Below are 17,945 nucleotides of genomic sequence, written 5' to 3'. Positions count from 1 at the left end.
GTGCGAGCCGTTGTGTGGGGCTCAGCCCTTGCTGACCATGGCGCGGAGGAAGAACCGCAGGTTGGCGGGCTTCTCCGCGAGGCGGCGCATGAAATAGCCGTACCAGTCCGTGCCGTACGCGGTGTAGACCCGCATCCGGTGGCCTTCGGCGGCGAGCCGCAGATGCTCGTCGCCGCGGATGCCGTACAGCATCTGGAACTCGTACTCGTCGAGCTTGCGTCCGGCGCGGTGGGCGAGTTCCTGGGTGATGGAGATGAGGCGCGGGTCGTGGGACCCGATCATCGGGTACCCCTCCCCCTCCATGAGGATCTTCAGGACGCGGACGTACGCCTTGTCGATCTCGGCCTTCTGCTGGAACGCCACGTGGGCGGGCTCCTTGTAGGCGCCCTTCACCAGCCGCACCCGGCTGCCGTTCTCGGCCAGGCGGCGGGCGTCGGCCTCGGTGCGGAAGAGGTAGGCCTGGATGACGCAGCCGGTCTGCGGGAAGTCCCGGCGCAGCTCGTCGTGGATGGCGAACATCGAGTCGAGGGTGGTGTGGTCCTCGGCGTCGAGCGTGACGGTCGTCCCGATCGCGGCGGCGGCCTCGACGACCGGGCGGACGTTGGCGAGGGCCAGCTCGTGGCCGCCGTCGAGGGCCTGGCCGAAGAGGGAGAGCTTCACGGACATCTCGGCGCGCTCGCCGAGATCCAGCTCCTTCAGCCGGTCGATCAGCTCCAGATAGGCGTCGCGGGCGGCGGTGGCCTGCTCCGGTCGGGTGATGTCCTCGCCGACGACGTCCATCGTGACGTCGAGACCGCGGCCGGTGAGCTCGCGGATGACGGGGACGATGTCGTCGACGCGTTCACCGGGGATGAAGCGGTCGACGACCTGCTTGGTCACGGGCGCCGCCGAGATCAGGCGTCGTATCCGGTCGCTGCGCGACGCGGCGAGAATCACGGGACCCAGCACGGGGCACCTCCACATACCAGCAGATAGAACCACCGTGAAACCTAAGGATCCCCCCGTTCCCCGACCATCGACAGCTGTCACGCATTCGTGCCGCAGATCTCAGACAGATGTATGAAGGCGGGTCGGTGCGGGAGAATGCGTGGGTGACGTCGGAATCCGCATCGCCGCACTCGCTGGGTGGCTACCAGGACCTCGTCGACGAGATCTCCGCGCTGCTCGGTGCCCCGGCGACGCTGGAGAACCGCGACTTCGAGCTGATCGCCTTCGGCGCCTACGACAGCGAGGGCGAGCTCGATCCGTCGGCTCTCGACCCGGTCCGCACCCGCTCGATCCTGACCCGCCGCTCGACGACGGCGGTACGGGAGTGGTTCGAGGGCTTCGGCATCACTCGGGCGACCGGCCCGGTCCGGATCCCGCCGACCCCGGAGGCGGGGGTGCTCCGGGGCCGGGTCTGCCTCCCGGTACGCCATCGGGGGGTCGTCCTCGGGTACGTCTGGCTCCTGGACGGCGACCCGGGCCCGACCGACGCCCAGCTGTCCGCCGCCATGACGGTGACCTCCCGCATCGGCGCCCTCCTCGCGGACGAGGCCCAGGCCGGCGCCGATCTCACCCGCGAACTGCGCGCGGTCCTCGCCGCCGAGCGCGACTGGGAGCGCGACATGGCCGTGGCGGAGCTGCGCGCGGCCCTCGGCCCCCGCGGCGACGGCGTCCACACGCTGGTGTGCGTGGCCCCCTGGCCGTCCCCCGACCCGGACGACGCCCCTTCCTTCCGTACGGTGCCGGGGGCGACCGCGCTGTGCACGGTGCCGTGGGGCGCGGCGGGCCAGAGCCTGGCCCTGCTGGTACGGCTGCGCTCCGCCGACGTACCGGCGCCGGCGCTCACCGCCGCCGCCCGGCTGCTGGAACGCGCGGGCGCGCACGCGGCGGCGGGTGTCTCGGGGGCCCGAGCGGGCCTCGCCGAACTGGGCACCGACTGGCGGGAGGCCTCGGCTGCGGCCCGGGCGGCGCTGGCGGAGCCGCGGCTGGGCCCGATCGCCGAGTGGCGCTCCATCGGCCCGTACCGGCTGCTGACCGCGCTGCCTCCCGGCCTTCCCCATGACCCGGCCGTCCGCGCCCTCCTCACCCCCGCCCACCGTGAACTCGCCCACACCGCCGAGGTCTTCCTCGACCACGCGGGCCAAGCCGGGCGGACGGCGGCCGAGTTGGGCATCCACCGGCAGACCCTCTACTACCGTCTCTCCCGCGTCGAACAGCTCACGGGTCTGCGCCTGACCGACGGCGAGGACCGGCTGCTGCTGCACATGGCACTGAAGGGCGCGCGGCTGTGAGGTCTTTGGTGCGCGTCCACGAGGCCTTTGGCGGGCGTCGGCTCACCCCGGGACAGCCGGTGGGCGTCAACTCGCCGAGGAGAGCGGGAACAGCGCGCTGAGGCGGGGCAGACGGCGGTGCGACTCCTCGTCGTCGCAGGCGTCCCAGCGTTCACCGGCCGGGTCCCCCGACTCGGGGTCGTCGCCGCCGAGTTCGTCCATGGCGTCGTAGAAGTCCTCCTCCGTACGCCCCGAGAGGTGTGCGTAGGCCCGCGCGGCCACATAGTCCAACTCCTCCCAGTCCAGCCACTCCTCCTCGTCCCAGAGCTGCGGCGAGCGGCCCGCGAGCTGTCGCACCCCGGGCACGTCGGCCAAGGAGTCAGGGTCTCGGACGGCCCGGTCGAACCCGTCCCGGCCCAGACCGACCAGCCAGAGGCGGAAGTAGAAGAAGCTGTCGTCCGAGCACCAGCCCATGATCCGGTCGGCGGCGCCCCACAGGTCCCAGGTGAGCGAGGGGGCCAACACGCGGTCCAGGATCGTCTGGAACCGCAGTATCTCGGCCTCCGGCCGGCCCGCCAGCCGCCCGCGCAGCCACTCCGACCGCTCGTCGGGGTCCCGCGTCGCCCGTCGGCAGCCCTCGATCACGTCCCAGAAGGTCTCGTCGTCCACGGCCCCACCATGGCAGGGGGCACTGACAATGCCCTCCGGCCTGCGTGTTCGGGGTCGGGTGGCGGCATCGTGGTGGCGCAAAACCGCGCTTCTGAAAATGATTGTCATCGTGTTACGGTCAGGCACGTTGAATCTTTGACCACGCCTTTACTCGGAGTGTCCCGTGCGCGTCCCGGCCCGTTTCGTCCCGCTCACCGCGGTCACCACCGCGACCTCCGCCCTGCTCACGGGCTGCTTCTCGGCAACGGGCCCCGAGGAGGCCGGGAGCGAGGGCAAGCGGATACGGATCGCGATGATGCTGCCGCCCCGCTCGGGCCTGTCGCCGCTCTCCGACGACGCGTTCAAGCTGTCCCGCTGGTCGACCGCGGAGACCCTGGTGAAGCTGAACGCGGAGGGCGACGCGCAGCCCGCGCTCGCCACCGAGTGGAAGCGCTCGGGCAAGAAGTGGACGTTCACGATCCGGAAGGGCGTGACGTTCCACGACGGTACGAAGCTGACGGGTGAGGCCGTCGTCAACTCCCTCACCGAGGCGGCCACCGCCTCCCCCAAGCCCCGCATCCTCGACGGCGTGGAGCTCACCGCGAAGGCCGACGGCGACACCGTCACCGTCACCACGGCGGTCGAGGACCCGCTGGTCCCGCAGCGCCTCAGCTCGCCGCAGCTGTCGATCCTCGCGGCGAAGGCGTACGAGGGGAAGACGGTGAACCCGCTCGGCGCCGGCACCGGCCCCTTCGAGCTGACCGAGGTCAACGGCACCGCCTCCGCCGCCCTCGACCGCTACGACGACTACTGGGGCGGCAAGGCCAAGGCCCCCGGGATCGACGTGAAGTACGTGCCGGACGGCACCGCCCGCGCGGCCTCCCTGCGCAGCGGCGAGGCCGACATCGTCGAGGCGGTCCCGGTGTCGCAGGCCGCCGTGCTCGACCAGGACCTGATCACCGAGGTCCCGATGCCTCGCACCAACACCCTCTATCTGAACACCGAGAAGGGCGTGTTCAAGGACGCCTCGCTGCGCGCCGCCGCCCGCGAGGCCGTCGACGCCGAGTCGATCGTGAAGGGCGTGTACGAGGGGCGTGCGGACGTCGCCGAGGGGCTCCTCGGGCCCGCGCTCCCGTGGGCCGCCGAACTGCGGTCACCGGTGAAGCGCGCCGAAGCGGGGGACCCGGACGGCCAGTCCATCACCATCGGCACGTTCACCGACCGCGCCGAGCTGCCCGAGGTCGCCGCCACGCTGCAACAGCAGCTGCAGAAGGCCGGGTTCAAGGTGAAGCTCGACGTGCGCGAGTACGCCAACATCGAGTCCGACGCGCTCGCGGGCGAGTTCGACGCGTTCATCCTCTCCCGGGCGACCGTCCTCGACTCCGGTGACCCGGCCGCGTACCTCTACAGCGACTTCGCCTCCGACGGCTCCTTCAACATCGCCCAGCTCGCGGACAAGACCGTGGACACCGCCCTCGACCGGGCCTCCGACACCGCCGCCGGTGACGCCCGCCGCCGGGCCGTGATCGACGCCGAGGCCGCCGTCCTCACCACCGACGCGGCCGTGCCGATGCTGCACGAGCGCGTCATCCAGGGCGACGCGTCCGGAGTCGTGGACGCGGCCCACGACCCGCGCGAGCGGGAACTGGTCACGGCCGACACCTACGTCAAGTGAGCACGCCCACAGACGCACCGACCGCAGGCGAACCGACCGCAGGCTCATCGGCGGCCGGGGCACGCGACGCCCGAACCGCCGCCGAGGCGGTCGGAGCCGTTCGGTGGGCTCGTGGGGCCGGAGCAAGCGGGACCGGGTGGGGGCGGCGCCTCGTCGGGGCGCTGGTCGGGGCCACCGGGCTGACCCGCCTCCTCTGTCTCCTCGCCGCGCTGACCGCCGTCGGTCTGCTGCCGTGGCTGTCCGGCCGTGACCCCGCGCTGACCGTGCTGCGCGCCCGGTCGGCCGAGCAGGAGGCGACGCCCGAGGCGCTGGCCGCGATCCGCGAGGACCTGGGCCTCGGCGCGGGCCCCCTTTCCCTGTTGGGGCGTTGGGCCGCCGGACTGCTGCGCGGCGACCTCGGCACGTCATGGGTGTCGGGCACGGACGTCCTGCCCTCGGTGGTCTCCGGCCTCCAGGTCTCCCTCGGCCTGATGGGCACCGCCTTCGCCGTCGCCCTCCTGCTGGCCTGCGCACTGGTCGCCCCGGTGCTCCTGCGGGGCCGGGGGTCGGCCGGCGCGTTCGCCGCGATGCTCGCCGCCGTCCCCGAGTTCCTGCTGGCCACGGTGGCGCTGCTGGTCTGCGGGGTCTGGCTGGGCTGGCTGCCCACGTCAGGCTGGGCGGGCCCGGAGTACCTCGTGCTGCCCGCGATCGCCCTCGGTGTCCCGGCCGGCGGTCTGCTGGGCCGCCTGGTCGCGGACGCGCTGCCCGCCGTGCTCGACGAACGCTGGGTGGAGCTGTGGCGCGGCGCGGGCGTGAGCCGGGCCCGGGTCTCGGCGGCCGCGCTGCGCCGCGTACTGCCGCCCCTGGTACCGCAGTTCGGCATGGCCGCCGTCGGCCTGACCGGCGGCGCGGTCGCCGTGGAGATGGTGTTCGCGGTGCCCGGCATCGGCCGTACCGCACTGGGCGCGGCCAAGTCCCAGGACATCCCCCTCCTCCAGGGCGCGGTCCTCGCCCTCCTCGCCCTGGGCCTGGTCGCGGGCGCCCTGGCCACCCTCGCCCGGCGGCGGCTCCTCGGCCCGGCCCTGCGCGACGCGGGCCTCACCCTGCCGCCGGCCCGCCCGGTCCGCGTCCACCCCGCGATCCCGCTGACCCTGGCGGCCGTCCTCCTGGTCACCGTGGGCTGGGGTCTGCTGCGCGACCCGTACGCCGTGGACACCACCGCCCGTCTCTTCCCGCCGTCCTGGGCGCACCCGCTCGGCACGGACGGGCTCGGCCGTGACGTCCTGGCCCGCCTCGGCCACGGTGCGGCCACCACGGTCGGCACGGCGGCGGCGGTCTGCGCCCTGAGCCTCCTCGTCTCCCTGGCCCTCGGCTTCCTGCCCCGGGTCGCGGCGGGCGCGGCGGACATCGCCAACGCGCTGCCTCCGGTGATCGTCGGCATCCTCGTCGCCGCGGTGGCCGGCCCCGGCACGGGCGGCGCGGCCCTCGCCGTGGCCCTGATCTCCTGGCCCGCCCTGTCCGCGCACGCGGCGGCGCTGGTGCAGGAGGTCCGCGCGTCCGCGTTCCTGACCGCCCAGCGGGCGATCGGCGCGAGCCCGTGGTGGATCCTCACCCGGCACGTCCTCCCGTCGGTCGCCGCCCCCGTCGCCCGGCACGCCGTCCTGCGCCTCCCGGGCATCGCCCTGGCCCTCGCCTCCCTCGGCTTCCTGGGCCTCGGAGCCCAACCACCCACCCCGGAGTGGGGGTTGCTCCTCGACGAGTCACGTGCCTACGTCGAACGCGCGCCGTGGGCGGCCCTGGCACCGGCGGTCGCCCTGGCCCTGCTGGCGGGCCTCGCGGTGTCGGGGGCGGCGTACGCGCAATCACGGACGGCCCGCCCCACGCGGAAACCCGGTCGGGCCCACAGGGCGAAGGGGAGCACATCCGTTGAAGTCACAGCAGAGGTCCGACGTGCCACCGAAGTCTGAACCGCCCCAGAGGTCCGACGTGCCGCCTACGTCGGATGGGCCGCCGCCGTCAGATGGACCGCACCCGTCAGACGGGCCGCCGCCGTCGTCGGGGCCGCACCCGTCAGATGGGCCGCCCAGGTCCGGCGCGGCGCCGACCTCCGACCTGCCGCCGGACTCCGACGCGCCGCCTGGGTCCGACGCGCCACCGGCCTCCACCGTGTCACCGGCCACGGACGGACGACCGACCTCCGCCGCATCGCCCGCGTCCGCCGCATCGCCCGCCTCCGACGTGCTGCTCTCCGTGCGCGGGCTGCGGGTCGCGTTCGGTGGGGTCGAGGCCGTGCGGGGGCTGTCCTTCGACGTGCGGCCGCGCGAAGTGCTCGCGCTGGTGGGCGAGTCGGGCGCGGGCAAGTCCCTCACGGCCCGGGCGCTGCTCGGGATGCTGCCCGAGGGCGCGACGAGCAGCGGAACCGTACGACTGCGCGGGGACGCGGACCTCGCCGCCCAGCGGGGCCGACGTATCGCCCTGGTCCCCCAGGACGCGTTGTCGGCGCTGTCCCCCGTGCACCCCGTGGGCGACCAACTCGCCGCGGCCGTACGGTCGGTGGCGCGCGTCTCGCGCAAGGAGGCCCGCGCCCGGGCGGTCGCCGCGCTCGACCGGGTGGGCATCCCCGATGCCGTACGCAGGGCGCGGGCGTATCCGCACGAGTACTCCGGCGGCATGCGCCAGCGGGCCGTGATCGCCATGGCGACGATCAACGAACCCGATGTCGTCGTCGCGGACGAGCCCACGACCGCGCTCGACGCGGAACTCCAGGAACAGGTGCTGCGGGTCCTCGCCGCCCAGCGGGAGGCCGTCGGCGCCGCGCTCGTGCTGGTCACCCATGACCTGGGCGTGGTCCGGGAACACGCCGACCGCGTGCTGGTGATGTACGCCGGACGTCAGGTCGAACAGGGCCCGGCGGCGACCGTGTGGGGCCGCCCCCGGGCGCCGTACACGGCGGGCCTGCTGGCGTCGCTCCCACCGGACGACGGCGACCTCGGCGGAGGCAACGGCGATCGCGACCACGATGACACCGGTCCCGGCCGCCGCCGTCGCCGTCGGCTGCCCTCCATCCCCGGATCCCCGCCCGCCCCCGACGCCCTCCCGCCGGGCTGCGCCTTCGCGCCGCGCTGCCCGCTCGTGGAGGACCGCTGCCGCCGCGAGGAACCGCGGCCGTGGACGGCCAGGGACGGGCATGAGGTCTCCTGCCACCGCTGGGACGAAGTCCCGCACCCCGCGACCGACTTGTTCCTGGAGCCCGCGTGAACCCGAACGCCCCGCTGCTCGACGTGCGCGACCTGGTCGTCCGCTACGGCCCGGTCACCGCCGTCGACCGGGTGTCCTTCACGGTGGAGGCGGGCGAGACGCTGGCCCTGAACGGCCCGTCCGGCTGCGGAAAGTCCTCCACGGTCGCCGCCGTGCTCCGGCTGCGCCGCCCTGACGGTGGCGAAGTCCACTTCGAGGGGCGGGAGTTGACCTCCCTGACCGAACGCGAGCTGCGCGCGCTCCGGCCCCGTATGCAGCCGGTCTTCCAGGACCCGTACGGCTCGCTCAGCCCTCGCCACCGCGTCCGGGAGGCGGTGGCGGAACCCCTGCGCGTGCAGGGCCGCTGGGACGCCACGGGCCCCGCCCGGGTCGCCGGACTCCTGGACCGGGTCGGCCTGAGCCCGGCCCTCGGCGACCGCTTCCCGCACGAGTTGTCCGGCGGTCAGTGCCAACGGGTCGGCATCGCACGGGCGTTGGCGTCCGAGCCACGCCTGCTGGTGCTCGACGAGCCGGTGTCCGCCCTGGACCCCTCCATCCGGGCCGGCGTCCTCAACCTGCTCGCCGACCTCCAGGACGAGCTGAACCTCGGCTACCTCTTCATCTGCCACGACCGCGCGGTCGTACGCCACTTCGCGGACCGCTCGATCGAGATGCGCGCCGGAAGACTCGTACCGGCCGCCCGGACCGCCACGGCCTAGACGATGCCGCCCCGGTCCTTCGCCGCGACGCCACCCTGGCCCTTCGCCACCTCCATCACCTGGCGGAGCCCCTCGGTGAGGGCCTCGGCGTCGGGTGCGGTGTCGGGGTCGAAGGTCCACTGGGCGACAAGGCCCAGCAGAAGGGTGAGGTAGAAGCGGCCGAGCGTGTCCGCCGCCGCGTCCGTGATCTCCTCGTCCCGGCCGCCCATGAACAGCGTCACGATCCCGCGCGCGGCCTCCCGCTGGGCCCGCGCCAGATGCTCGCGCACCTCCGGGAGTTGGTCCCCCATGGCCAGCACCTCCATGCTGAGCCGCCACATCGAACCCGGCGCCCGCATGGTCTCCACGGCGTTCGCCCACACCTCGCGGAACCGTTCGACGGAGCCGGGATCACTGTCGCTGCCGACCGCCCCGCCGCCCTCGAAGGTGTCCGAGACCTCCTCGACCATCGCCACGTACGCCTGCGCCAGCAACGCGTCCTTCGAACCGTAGTGGTAGCCGATGGACGCCAGGTTCGTCCCCGACTCCCTGACGACGTCGCGCGCGGTCGTCCGCGCGAACCCCTTCTCCAGCAGGCAACGCTTGGCGCCTTCGAGCAGATCCTCACGGTGTCCCATGGGGTCAGCGTAACCGCGCGCCTGAACAAGCGTCCAAGACGCACGTTTTACACATACGTCCCATGCCCCGCGCGGTTCCGGCGATCAGCGGTCAGGTCGGCGAGCCGGTGGTGATCAGCCCCTGCCGGTAGGCGACGGCCACCGCCTCCGTACGGCTCGTCGCCCCCAGCTTGGCCAGGATGTTGGACACATGGACGCTCGCGGTCTTCCCGGTGATGAACAGCTCCTCGCCGATCTGCCGGTTGGTCCGGCCGAGCGCGAGCAGCCGCAGGACATCGCTCTCCCGCGCGGTCAGCGCGGGCACCTCCCCGCCTCCCGGTGCCTCGCCCAACCGTCCCCGCCGGGCCAACGCGTCCAGGGCGGCGCGCAGCGGCACGGCGCCCAGCCGGTCGGCGGTCTCCCCCACCGCCCGCGCCTCGGCCTCCGCCTCCTCCCGCGCCCCCGCCGCCAGCAACGCCTCCGCCAGCCGCAGCCGGCAACGGGCCGACTCGTACGGATCACCGAACGCGAACGCGTCCACCGCCCCGCGCCAGACGTCCACCTCGGGGCCGGTACGCACCCGCGTCCACTCCGCCTCGGCCCGCGCCAGCCAGGCCAGCCCCTCGGGGCCCTGCTCGCTCCCGTCCTCCCCCACGGCGGCCGTGTCCCTCGCGGCCCGCACCAACTCCTCGGCCGTGGCGGTCCAGCGCCGCACCGCCTCCTCGTCCCCGGCCGACCGCCGCTCCGCCACCGCGTCCGCGATCGCCCCGAGCGTGAGCGCGGCGAGCCGCACGGTCGCGTCGGGCCGGGCCCCCACCTGCTCGGTGAGGGTGGCGACACTCGCGCGGAACTGCGCGACCGCCGCCTGGGGATCGTGCCGCAGGACGGCCGCCTCGACGAGCGTGATGCCCGCGACCAGGGCCGCCATGAAGTCGTACTGCCCCTCCAGGAGCGCGCGCGCCCGGTCGACGGCGCCCTGTTCGTCACCCCGGGCGAGGGCGACGTACAGGGCGGGACCCACCGCGTAGCCGGCGTCCGCGGGCAGCCGGTCGGCGTCGGCGGCCGAGCGGAGGCACTCGTCCCAGCGGCCCAGCGTGTAGAGACAGAGGGAGTGGAGGTACCGCATCTCCACCGGGTACGGGGAGGAGAGCAGGCCGGTGCGGCCCGCCCGGTCCAGCCCCTCGGAGAGCCAGGCGAGGCAGTCGTCGAGGTCGCCGGATTCGAAACAGCCGACGGCCAGGTTGAACAGGGCCCGCATCTCCACCGGGACGTTGCCCGCGCCACGGGCCAGCTCGCGGGCGTCACGCAGCCGCGCCCGGCCCCGCGGCGTACGCCGGTTGCTCCGGGGGTCGAGGCCCACCACGGAGATGACCAGATCGGCCTGTGCGTCGGCCAGTCCGAGACGCTCGGCGACGGCGAGCGCCTCCCTCGCCACCCGCCCGGCCTCCTCGTCCTCCCCCACGTACCGCGCCGCCATCACATGCGTGGCCGCCGCCCACACCCAGGTACGGGACGGCGGCTCGGCGGGGATCATCGCCAGCGCCTCGCTGCTGTACCGGAACGCGGCCTGAAGATGGTCCACGCGCATCAGGTCGCCGGCGAGGGTGTAGCGCACCCGGGCGGCCAGCTCGGAGTCCGCGTCCGGGCCCGCTCCGGCGAGCGCCGAACGGGAGAGGGAGACCGCGCGGTGGTTCTCCCCGGCCCGCGCGGCGGCGGCCGAGGCGCGCAGGGTCAGGGTCACCGGGTCCAGGTCCCGGGGCCGTGCCCCGGCGTCCACGGACGACCACAGGTCCAGGGCGCCCTCCAACTGCCGCAGTTCCTCGGCGGGCGCCCCGATGCCGTGCGCGTGGTCGGCGGCCTCGACGGACGCCGTCAGCGCGTCGGCGAGGTCATGGCTCTCGCGCGAGTGGTGGGCACGCTCGGCGCTCTCCCCCGCCCGCCCCCGGCGGGCCAGCAGCTTGGCGAACACCCCGTGCAGCCGGACCCGTTCGCCCGGCAGCAGATCCGCGTAGACGGCCTCCCGGGTGAGGGCGTGCCGGAACTCGTACGTCGATCCCTCGCCCGGCAGCAGCAGTTGGCGGCCGACCGCCTCGCGCAGCGCCGACTCCAGCTCGTCGTCGGAGAGTTGCACGGCGTCCCGCAGCAGCTCGTGCTCGACCCTGCGGCCCGCGACCGCGGCCGTGCGCAGCACCTGCTGGGCCGCGCCGGGCAGTTGCTCGATCCGGATCAGCAGCACGTCGGCCAGCCCGCTCGGCAGCACCGCGCCGGGCTCCTCCGCCGTCGCGGCCAGCAACTCCTCCGCGTAGAACGCGTTGCCCTCCGCCCGCTCGACGATCCGGCCCACCGTCGCCTCGGGCAGCGGCTCGGCGCGCAGCGAGCGCACCAGCCGGGCCACCTCCGTGTCCGGCATCGGCCTCAGCTCCAGCCGTTCCACGGCGGGCAGCCGCACCAGTTCGGCGAGCAGGGGGCGCAGCGGGTGGCGACGGTGCAGATCGTCCGCGCGGTACGAGGCGAAGACGGCGAGCCGGTGGGCGGGGGCGCCGGGGGTGGGCCGCTGGAGCACGGGTCGGCTGAGCAGGAAGCGCAGCAGGTCCCGCGAGGACTGGTCGGCCCAGTGCAGGTCCTCCAGCACGAGCAGGACGGGCGTCGTGCCGGCGAGGTCCGTCAGCAGCGCGGCGACGCCCTCGAAGAGCTGGAGCCGGTCGCTGCCGTCCGCTCCGCCGCCGAGGAGGCGTGCGGTGGCCGGGTGCGCCTCCAGCAGCGGCGCGAAGCGCTCGTCGGCGGCGAGGGCGCCGAGGATCTCGGTGAACGGGAGATAGGGCAGGCCGACGTCGCCGAGGTCGACGCAGTGGCCGGTGAGGACGACGGTGCCGTTGCGTGCCGCGTACGCCGCGGCCTCCGCCAGGGTCCGGCTCTTCCCGACCCCCGCGTCCCCCGCGACCAGCACGGCCCGGGGCTCCCCGGCGCCGGCCCGGTCCAGCATGTCCCGCAGCCGGGCCATCTCGGTGTCCCGCCCGACGAACGGCGCGTGCACGATGCTCTGAGCCACGCGGCCATCCTGGCATGCGGCCGGGGGTGGGTTGTCGGGTGCGGGTGCGTGGGGGCTGGTCGCGCAGTTCCCCGCGCCCCTAAAAGCGACAGGCCCTGCGGGCCTGAAAAAAGCCGGGGCGCAGCCCCGCTTTTTTCAGGGGCGCGGGGAACTGCGCGAGAAGCCCCACCGGACGGACGCATGGGGGTCAAAGGGGCGCAGCCCCTTGGGGATGGGACGGGTAGGGGCGGCGGGGGCGCAAAAGGCGGGGCCCAGCCACCCACAGGCGACCAGGCCCCGCCCCAGCGGAACAGCGACCTCAGACCAGGTTGACCGACCGCGCCGACGTCGCCCCGATCTCCTCGGCGACCTCGGCAAGCACCGCCGGCGGCACCGTGTCGTCCACCGTCAACACCGCCAGCGCCTCCCCACCGGCCGCGGAACGCGCGACCTGCATCCCGGCGATGTTGATACCGGCCTCACCGAAGACCCGCCCCACGGTGCCGACGACACCGGGCCGGTCCACGTAGCTGAGGACGACCATGTGGTCGGCGAGCGCGAGATCCACGTCGTACTCACCGACCGCGACGATCTTCTGGTGGTGCTTCGGCCCGGCAAGCGTCCCGGACACCGACACCTCCTCGCCGCTGCCGAGCGTGCCGCGCACGGTGACGACATTGCGGTGGTCCGGCGACTCGGACGACGTCGTCAGCCGCACCTCCACGCCGCGCTCCTGCGCGAACAGCGGAGCGTTGACGTACGACACCGTCTCGTCGACGACGTCCTCGAAGACACCCTTGAGCGCGGACAGCTCCAGCACCTTCACATCGTGCTGGGTGATCTCGCCGTACACCTCGACGTCGAGGCGGACCGCGACCTCACCGGCGAGCGCGGTGAAGATCCGGCCGAGCCGCTCGGCGAGCGGCAGACCCGGCTTGACGTCCTCGGCGATGACACCGCCCTGCACGTTCACCGCGTCCGGGACCAGCTCACCGGCGAGGGCGAGGCGCACGGAGCGGGCCACGGCGATACCGGCCTTCTCCTGGGCCTCGTCGGTGGAGGCGCCCAGGTGCGGGGTGCAGACGACCTCGTCCAGCTCGAACAGCGGCGAGTCGGTGCAGGGCTCCTTGGCGTACACGTCGAGGCCGGCGCCGGCGACGCGGCCCTCCTTGAGCGCCGAGTACAGCGCGGCCTCGTCGACGATCCCGCCGCGCGCGGCGTTGACGATGCGCACCGAGGGCTTGACCTTCTGCAGCGCCTCGGCGCCGATCAGGCCGACCGTCTCGGGGGTCTTCGGCAGGTGGACGGTGATGAAGTCGGAGACCTCCAGCAGCTCGTCCAGCGACAGGACCTTCACGCCCATCTGCGCGGCGCGCGCGGGCTGCACGTAGGGGTCGTAGGCGACGACCTTCATGCCGAAGGCGGACATGCGCTGGGCGACCAGGGCGCCGATGCGGCCGAGGCCGACGACACCGAGGGTCTTCTCGGCCAGCTCCACGCCCGTGTACTTGCTGCGCTTCCACTCGCCGTTCTTCAGCGCCGTGTTCGCCTGCGGGATGTGGCGGGCGGTGGCGAGGAGCAGACCGCAGGCCAGCTCGGCGGCGGTCACGATGTTCGAGGTGGGGGCGTTGACGACCATCACGCCGGCCTTGGTGGCGGCGGAGACGTCCACGTTGTCCAGGCCGACGCCGGCGCGCGCGACGACCTTCAGCTTCTTCGCGGCGGCGATCGCCTCGGCGTCGACCTTGGTGGCCGAGCGGATCAGGATCGCGTCGACATCGGCGATGGCGGGGAGCAGTTCGGCTCGGTCCGCTCCGTTGACGTTCCGGATCTCGAAGTCCGGGCCCAGCGCGTCGACGGTGGCGGGCGACAGCTCTTCAGCGATCAGTACGACTGGTTTCGAGCTCACGTGAGTCCTCACAAATCCAATGCTGCGGACGGCCGTCCCGACGGCCGCAGGCGGTGGAGGGTGGTGTCCGCGTGGAAGACGCACGACGCTGTGGGCCCGACGCGTATGTAGTGCAGCAGTGTAGTGGCGCCGGGGGCGTCGTCCCACGCCACCGGGGAAAGGTCACCCGGACGTGAAAACGAGGCCGGTCACGGCACCGGGTGAACCCCGCCGTGACCGGCCCCTCGGATCACGCCTCTTCGTCGTTGACCCAGCTCATGAGCTTGCGCAGCTCCTTGCCCGTGGTCTCCAGCAGGTGCTCGGAGTCCTGGGTCTTGTACTCGTTGTACTTCTTCAGACCGCCGTGGTACTCGTCCATCCACTGCTGGGCGAAGGTGCCGTCCTGGATCTCGGCGAGGACCTTCTTCATCTCGGCCTTGGTGGCGTCCGTGATGATGCGGGGACCGGTGACGTAGTCGCCCCACTCGGCGGTCTCGGAGATCGACCAGCGCATCTTCTCCAGGCCGCCCTCGTACATGAGGTCGACGATCAGCTTCAGCTCGTGCAGGCACTCGAAGTACGCGATCTCCGGCTGGTAGCCGGCCTCGGTCAGCGTCTCGAAACCGGCCTTGACCAGCGCGGCCGTACCACCGCAGAGAACGGCCTGCTCGCCGAAGAGGTCGGTCTCGGTCTCCTCGGTGAAGGTCGTCTTGATGACGCCGGCGCGGGTGCCGCCGATGCCCTTGGCGTACGACAGCGCCAGCGCGAACGCGTTGCCCGTGGCGTCCTGCTCGACGGCGGCGATACACGGAACGCCGCGGCCCTCCTCGTACTGGCGGCGGACCAGGTGGCCCGGGCCCTTGGGGGCGACCATGCAGACGTCGACGCCGGCCGGGGGCTTGATGAAGCCGAAGCGGATGTTCAGGCCGTGACCGAAGAACAGCGCGTCGCCGTCCTTGAGGTTGTCCTTGATGTGGTCCTCGTAGACCTGGGCCTGGATCGGGTCCGGGACGAGGATCATGATGACGTCGGCCTCGGCGGCGGCCTCCGAGGGGGTCACCACGCGCAGGCCCTGCTCCTCGGCCTTCGCCTTGGACTTGGAGCCCTCGTGCAGACCGACGCGGACGTCCGCGCCCGAGTCGCGCAGGGACAGCGCGTGGGCGTGGCCCTGGCTGCCGTAGCCGATGACCGCGACCTTGCGGCCCTGGATGATGGACAGGTCGGCGTCAGCGTCGTAGAACAGCTCGGCCACTTTGGGTTCTCTCCTTGAGTGCAGGTGTTGCGTCCCACCGTATGACGGCGGGCGGAATGAAGGTCTGCGGGTCTCGGCATACGGGCGGCCGCGCGTCGTCGGCCGCCCGTTCGACGCGTCAGGCCGATCGGTCCAGGGCGCGCAGCGAGCGGTCCGTGATCGAACGGGCACCGCGGCCGATCGCGATCGTGCCGGACTGGACCAGCTCCTTGATGCCGAACGGCTCCAGCATCTTGAGCATGGCGGACAGCTTGTCGCTGGACCCGGTGGCCTCGATGGTGACGGCCTCCGGGGAGACGTCGACGGTCTTGGCGCGGAACAGCTGGACGATCTCGACGATCTGGGAGCGCGTCTCGTTGTCGGCGCGCACCTTCACCAGAACGAGTTCCCGCTGAACGGCGGAGCCCGGCTCCAGTTCGACGATCTTCAGGACGTTGACGAGCTTGTTGAGCTGCTTCGTCACCTGCTCCAGGGGCAGTTCGTCGACCACCGTCACGACGATGGTGATGCGGGAGATCTCGGGGTGCTCGGTGACACCGACCGCGAGCGAGTCGATGTTGAAGCCGCGGCGGGAGAACAGGGCGGCGATCCGGGCGAGGATGCCGGGGGTGTTCTCCACCAGGACGGAGAGCGTGTGCTTGGACATGGTCGGGTTCCTTTACCTACGGCTCTCAGTCGTCTTCGTTGTCGCCGAAGTCGGGGCGGACGTCCCGGGCGGCCATGATCGTGTCGTTGGAGGTGCCGGCGGCGACCATCGGCCACACCATCGCGTCCTCGTGGACGACGAAGTCGATGACGACCGGGCGGTCGTTGATCGAGTTCGCCTCCTCGATGACCTTGTCGAGGTCGTCCGGGGACTCGCAGCGGATGGCGTAACAGCCCATGGCCTCCGACAGCTTGACGAAGTCGGGGACGCGGGTGCCGCGGGCGTTGGGGTTCACGTCGTCCGGGCCGCTGTGCAGGACGGTGTTGGAGTAGCGCTGGTTGTAGAACAGCGTCTGCCACTGGCGGACCATGCCGAGGGCGCCGTTGTTGATGATGGCGACCTTGATCGGGATGTTGTTCAGGGCGCAGGTGGTCAGTTCCTGGTTGGTCATCTGGAAGCAGCCGTCGCCGTCGATCGCCCAGACCGGCCGGTCCGGGGCGCCGGCCTTGGCGCCCATGGCGGCCGGGACCGCGTACCCCATCGTTCCGGCGCCGCCGGAGTTCAGCCAGGTGGCGGGCTTCTCGTACTGGATGAAGTGGGCGGCCCACATCTGGTGCTGGCCGACGCCCGCCGTGAAGATCGTGCCCTCGGGGGCGAGCTGACCGATGCGCTCGATGACCGCCTGCGGGGAGAGCGAGCCGTCGGCCGGCTGGTCGTAGCCGAGCGGGTAGGTCTCGCGCCAGCGGTTGAGGTCCTTCCACCAGGCGCTGTAGTCGCCCTGCGCGCCCTCGCTGTGCTCCTTCTGCACCGCCTGGATCAGGTCGGCGATGACCTCGCGGGCGTCCCCCACGATCGGCACGTCGGCGGCGCGGTTCTTGCCGATCTCCGCCGGGTCGATGTCCGCGTGGACGATCTTGGCGAACGGCGCGAAGCTGTCCAGCTTGCCGGTGACGCGGTCGTCGAAGCGGGCGCCGAGCGCGACGATCAGGTCGGCCTTCTGCAGGCCGGTCACGGCGGCCACCGAACCGTGCATGCCGGGCATGCCCAGGTGCTGCGGGTGGCTGTCGGGGAACGCGCCGAGCGCCATCAGGGTGGTGGTGACGGGGGCGCCGGTCAGCTCGGCCAGCACCTTCAGCTCGGCCGTGGCCCGCGCCTTGAGGACACCGCCGCCGACGTACAGCACGGGCCGCTTGGCGGCGGTGATCAGCTTGGCGGCCTCACGGATCTGCTTGGCGTGCGGCTTGGTGACGGGCCGGTAGCCGGGCAGGTCCATGGCGGGCGGCCAGGAGAAGGTGGTCTTCGCCTGGAGGACGTCCTTGGGGATGTCGACCAGGACCGGTCCCGGGCGGCCGGTGGAGGCGATGTGGAACGCCTGCGCGATCGCCCGGGGGATGTCCTCCGCCTTGGTCACCAGGAAGCTGTGCTTGGTGATCGGCATGGTGATGCCGACGATGTCCGCCTCCTGGAAGGCGTCCGTGCCGATCGCCTTGACCGCGACCTGCCCGGTGATCGCGACCAGCGGCACGGAGTCCATGTGCGCGTCCGCGATCGGGGTGACCAGGTTGGTGGCGCCCGGCCCGGACGTCGCCATGCACACCCCGACCTTGCCGGTGGCCTGCGCGTAACCGGTGGCCGCGTGGCCGGCGCCCTGCTCGTGGCGGACCAGCACGTGGCGCACCCGCTTGGAGTCCATCATCGGGTCGTACGCCGGCAGGATGGTGCCCCCGGGGATGCCGAACACGGTGTCGGCCCCGACCTCCTCAAGCGAGCGGATGAGGGACTGCGCACCCGTGACGTGCTCGACGGGGGTGGTCGGTCCTCCGGATCGGGGCCGCGGCTGCGGATGGTGGGCCCCGGTGGCCTGCTCGGTCATCGGCATTCTCTTCTCGATGCTGAGGGTGTTTTGCGAGGTTCGTGCGGTGTGCGGCTCACGCCGACTGGTGCCCGTGCAACAAAAAACCCCTCCTTGCCACGAGGCAAGCGAGGGGAGCGCGCCGGGAACGGTCGCTGGGGATTCCGGAA

General features: G+C 72.8%; 13 protein-coding genes. 5 read left to right on the top strand and 8 right to left on the bottom strand.

From position 1 onward, the window contains the following. Window positions 1–21: 21 nt before the first annotated feature. The gene (locus L3078_RS32125; protein WP_239757435.1) at window positions 22–948 is read right to left on the bottom strand and encodes a proline dehydrogenase family protein; all 927 of its coding nucleotides are present in this window, start codon (window positions 946–948) and stop codon (window positions 22–24) included. Between the two features lie 107 nt (window positions 949–1,055). Here L3078_RS32125 and L3078_RS32120 point away from each other — a divergent pair, with 107 nt between their 5' ends. Continuing rightward, window positions 1,056–2,276: a PucR family transcriptional regulator gene (locus L3078_RS32120; protein ID WP_239757434.1), complete on the top strand. Its 1,221-nt coding sequence runs from the start codon at window positions 1,056–1,058 to the stop codon at window positions 2,274–2,276. Between the two features lie 66 nt (window positions 2,277–2,342). On the opposite strand, the gene L3078_RS32115 is transcribed toward L3078_RS32120, so the two are convergent. Then, on the bottom strand, window positions 2,343–2,924 hold the full coding sequence (locus tag L3078_RS32115) for a DUF4240 domain-containing protein (RefSeq protein ID WP_239757433.1): 582 nt from the start codon (window positions 2,922–2,924) through the stop codon (window positions 2,343–2,345). Between the two features lie 163 nt (window positions 2,925–3,087). On the opposite strand from L3078_RS32115, the gene L3078_RS32110 reads away from it, so the two are divergent. The 4 genes from L3078_RS32110 (at window position 3,088) to L3078_RS32095 (ending at window position 8,513) form a co-directional block, all read left to right on the top strand. Further along, a complete protein-coding gene (locus L3078_RS32110; protein WP_239757432.1) occupies window positions 3,088–4,578 on the top strand; it encodes an ABC transporter substrate-binding protein in 1,491 nt (496 codons plus the stop codon). A 161-nt stretch (window positions 4,579–4,739) separates the two neighbouring features. Beyond that, on the top strand, window positions 4,740–6,524 hold the full coding sequence (locus tag L3078_RS32105; protein WP_239760542.1) for an ABC transporter permease subunit: 1,785 nt from the start codon (window positions 4,740–4,742) through the stop codon (window positions 6,522–6,524). A 271-nt stretch (window positions 6,525–6,795) separates the two neighbouring features. Next, a complete protein-coding gene (locus tag L3078_RS32100) occupies window positions 6,796–7,815 on the top strand; it encodes an ABC transporter ATP-binding protein (RefSeq protein ID WP_239760541.1) in 1,020 nt (339 codons plus the stop codon). Further along, on the top strand, window positions 7,812–8,513 hold the full coding sequence (locus L3078_RS32095) for an ATP-binding cassette domain-containing protein (RefSeq protein ID WP_239757431.1): 702 nt from the start codon (window positions 7,812–7,814) through the stop codon (window positions 8,511–8,513). The genes L3078_RS32100 and L3078_RS32095 overlap by 4 nt, the downstream gene beginning before the upstream one ends. Here L3078_RS32095 and L3078_RS32090 read toward each other — a convergent pair. The 6 genes from L3078_RS32090 to L3078_RS32065 form a co-directional block, all read right to left on the bottom strand. Continuing rightward, complete coding sequence (locus L3078_RS32090; protein WP_239757430.1) at window positions 8,510–9,130, bottom strand: TetR/AcrR family transcriptional regulator; 621 nt, start codon at window positions 9,128–9,130, stop codon at window positions 8,510–8,512. The two genes, L3078_RS32095 and L3078_RS32090, sit on opposite strands and share 4 nt — an antisense overlap. Window positions 9,131–9,221: 91 nt before the next feature. Next, entirely contained in the window at window positions 9,222–12,158 is a 2,937-nt protein-coding gene (locus L3078_RS32085; protein ID WP_239757429.1) for a helix-turn-helix transcriptional regulator, read from the bottom strand. Between the two features lie 298 nt (window positions 12,159–12,456). Continuing rightward, complete coding sequence (serA, locus tag L3078_RS32080; protein ID WP_045562451.1) at window positions 12,457–14,046, bottom strand: phosphoglycerate dehydrogenase; 1,590 nt, start codon at window positions 14,044–14,046, stop codon at window positions 12,457–12,459. A gap of 229 nt (window positions 14,047–14,275) precedes the next feature. Further along, a complete protein-coding gene (gene ilvC / locus L3078_RS32075; RefSeq protein WP_033526863.1) occupies window positions 14,276–15,277 on the bottom strand; it encodes a ketol-acid reductoisomerase in 1,002 nt (333 codons plus the stop codon). A gap of 118 nt (window positions 15,278–15,395) precedes the next feature. Further along, a complete protein-coding gene (gene ilvN, locus L3078_RS32070) occupies window positions 15,396–15,923 on the bottom strand; it encodes an acetolactate synthase small subunit (protein ID WP_239757428.1) in 528 nt (175 codons plus the stop codon). A 25-nt stretch (window positions 15,924–15,948) separates the two neighbouring features. After that, window positions 15,949–17,796, bottom strand: a complete 1,848-nt coding sequence (locus L3078_RS32065) for an acetolactate synthase large subunit (protein WP_239757427.1) — start codon at window positions 17,794–17,796, stop codon at window positions 15,949–15,951. Between the last annotated feature and the right edge of the window lie 149 nt (window positions 17,797–17,945).

Source organism: Streptomyces deccanensis (genome assembly GCF_022385335.1).
Lineage (GTDB): Bacteria > Actinomycetota > Actinomycetes > Streptomycetales > Streptomycetaceae > Streptomyces > Streptomyces deccanensis.
The sequence above is the reverse complement of the archived record's forward strand: the minus strand, read 5'-3'. Positions and strand labels throughout refer to the sequence as shown.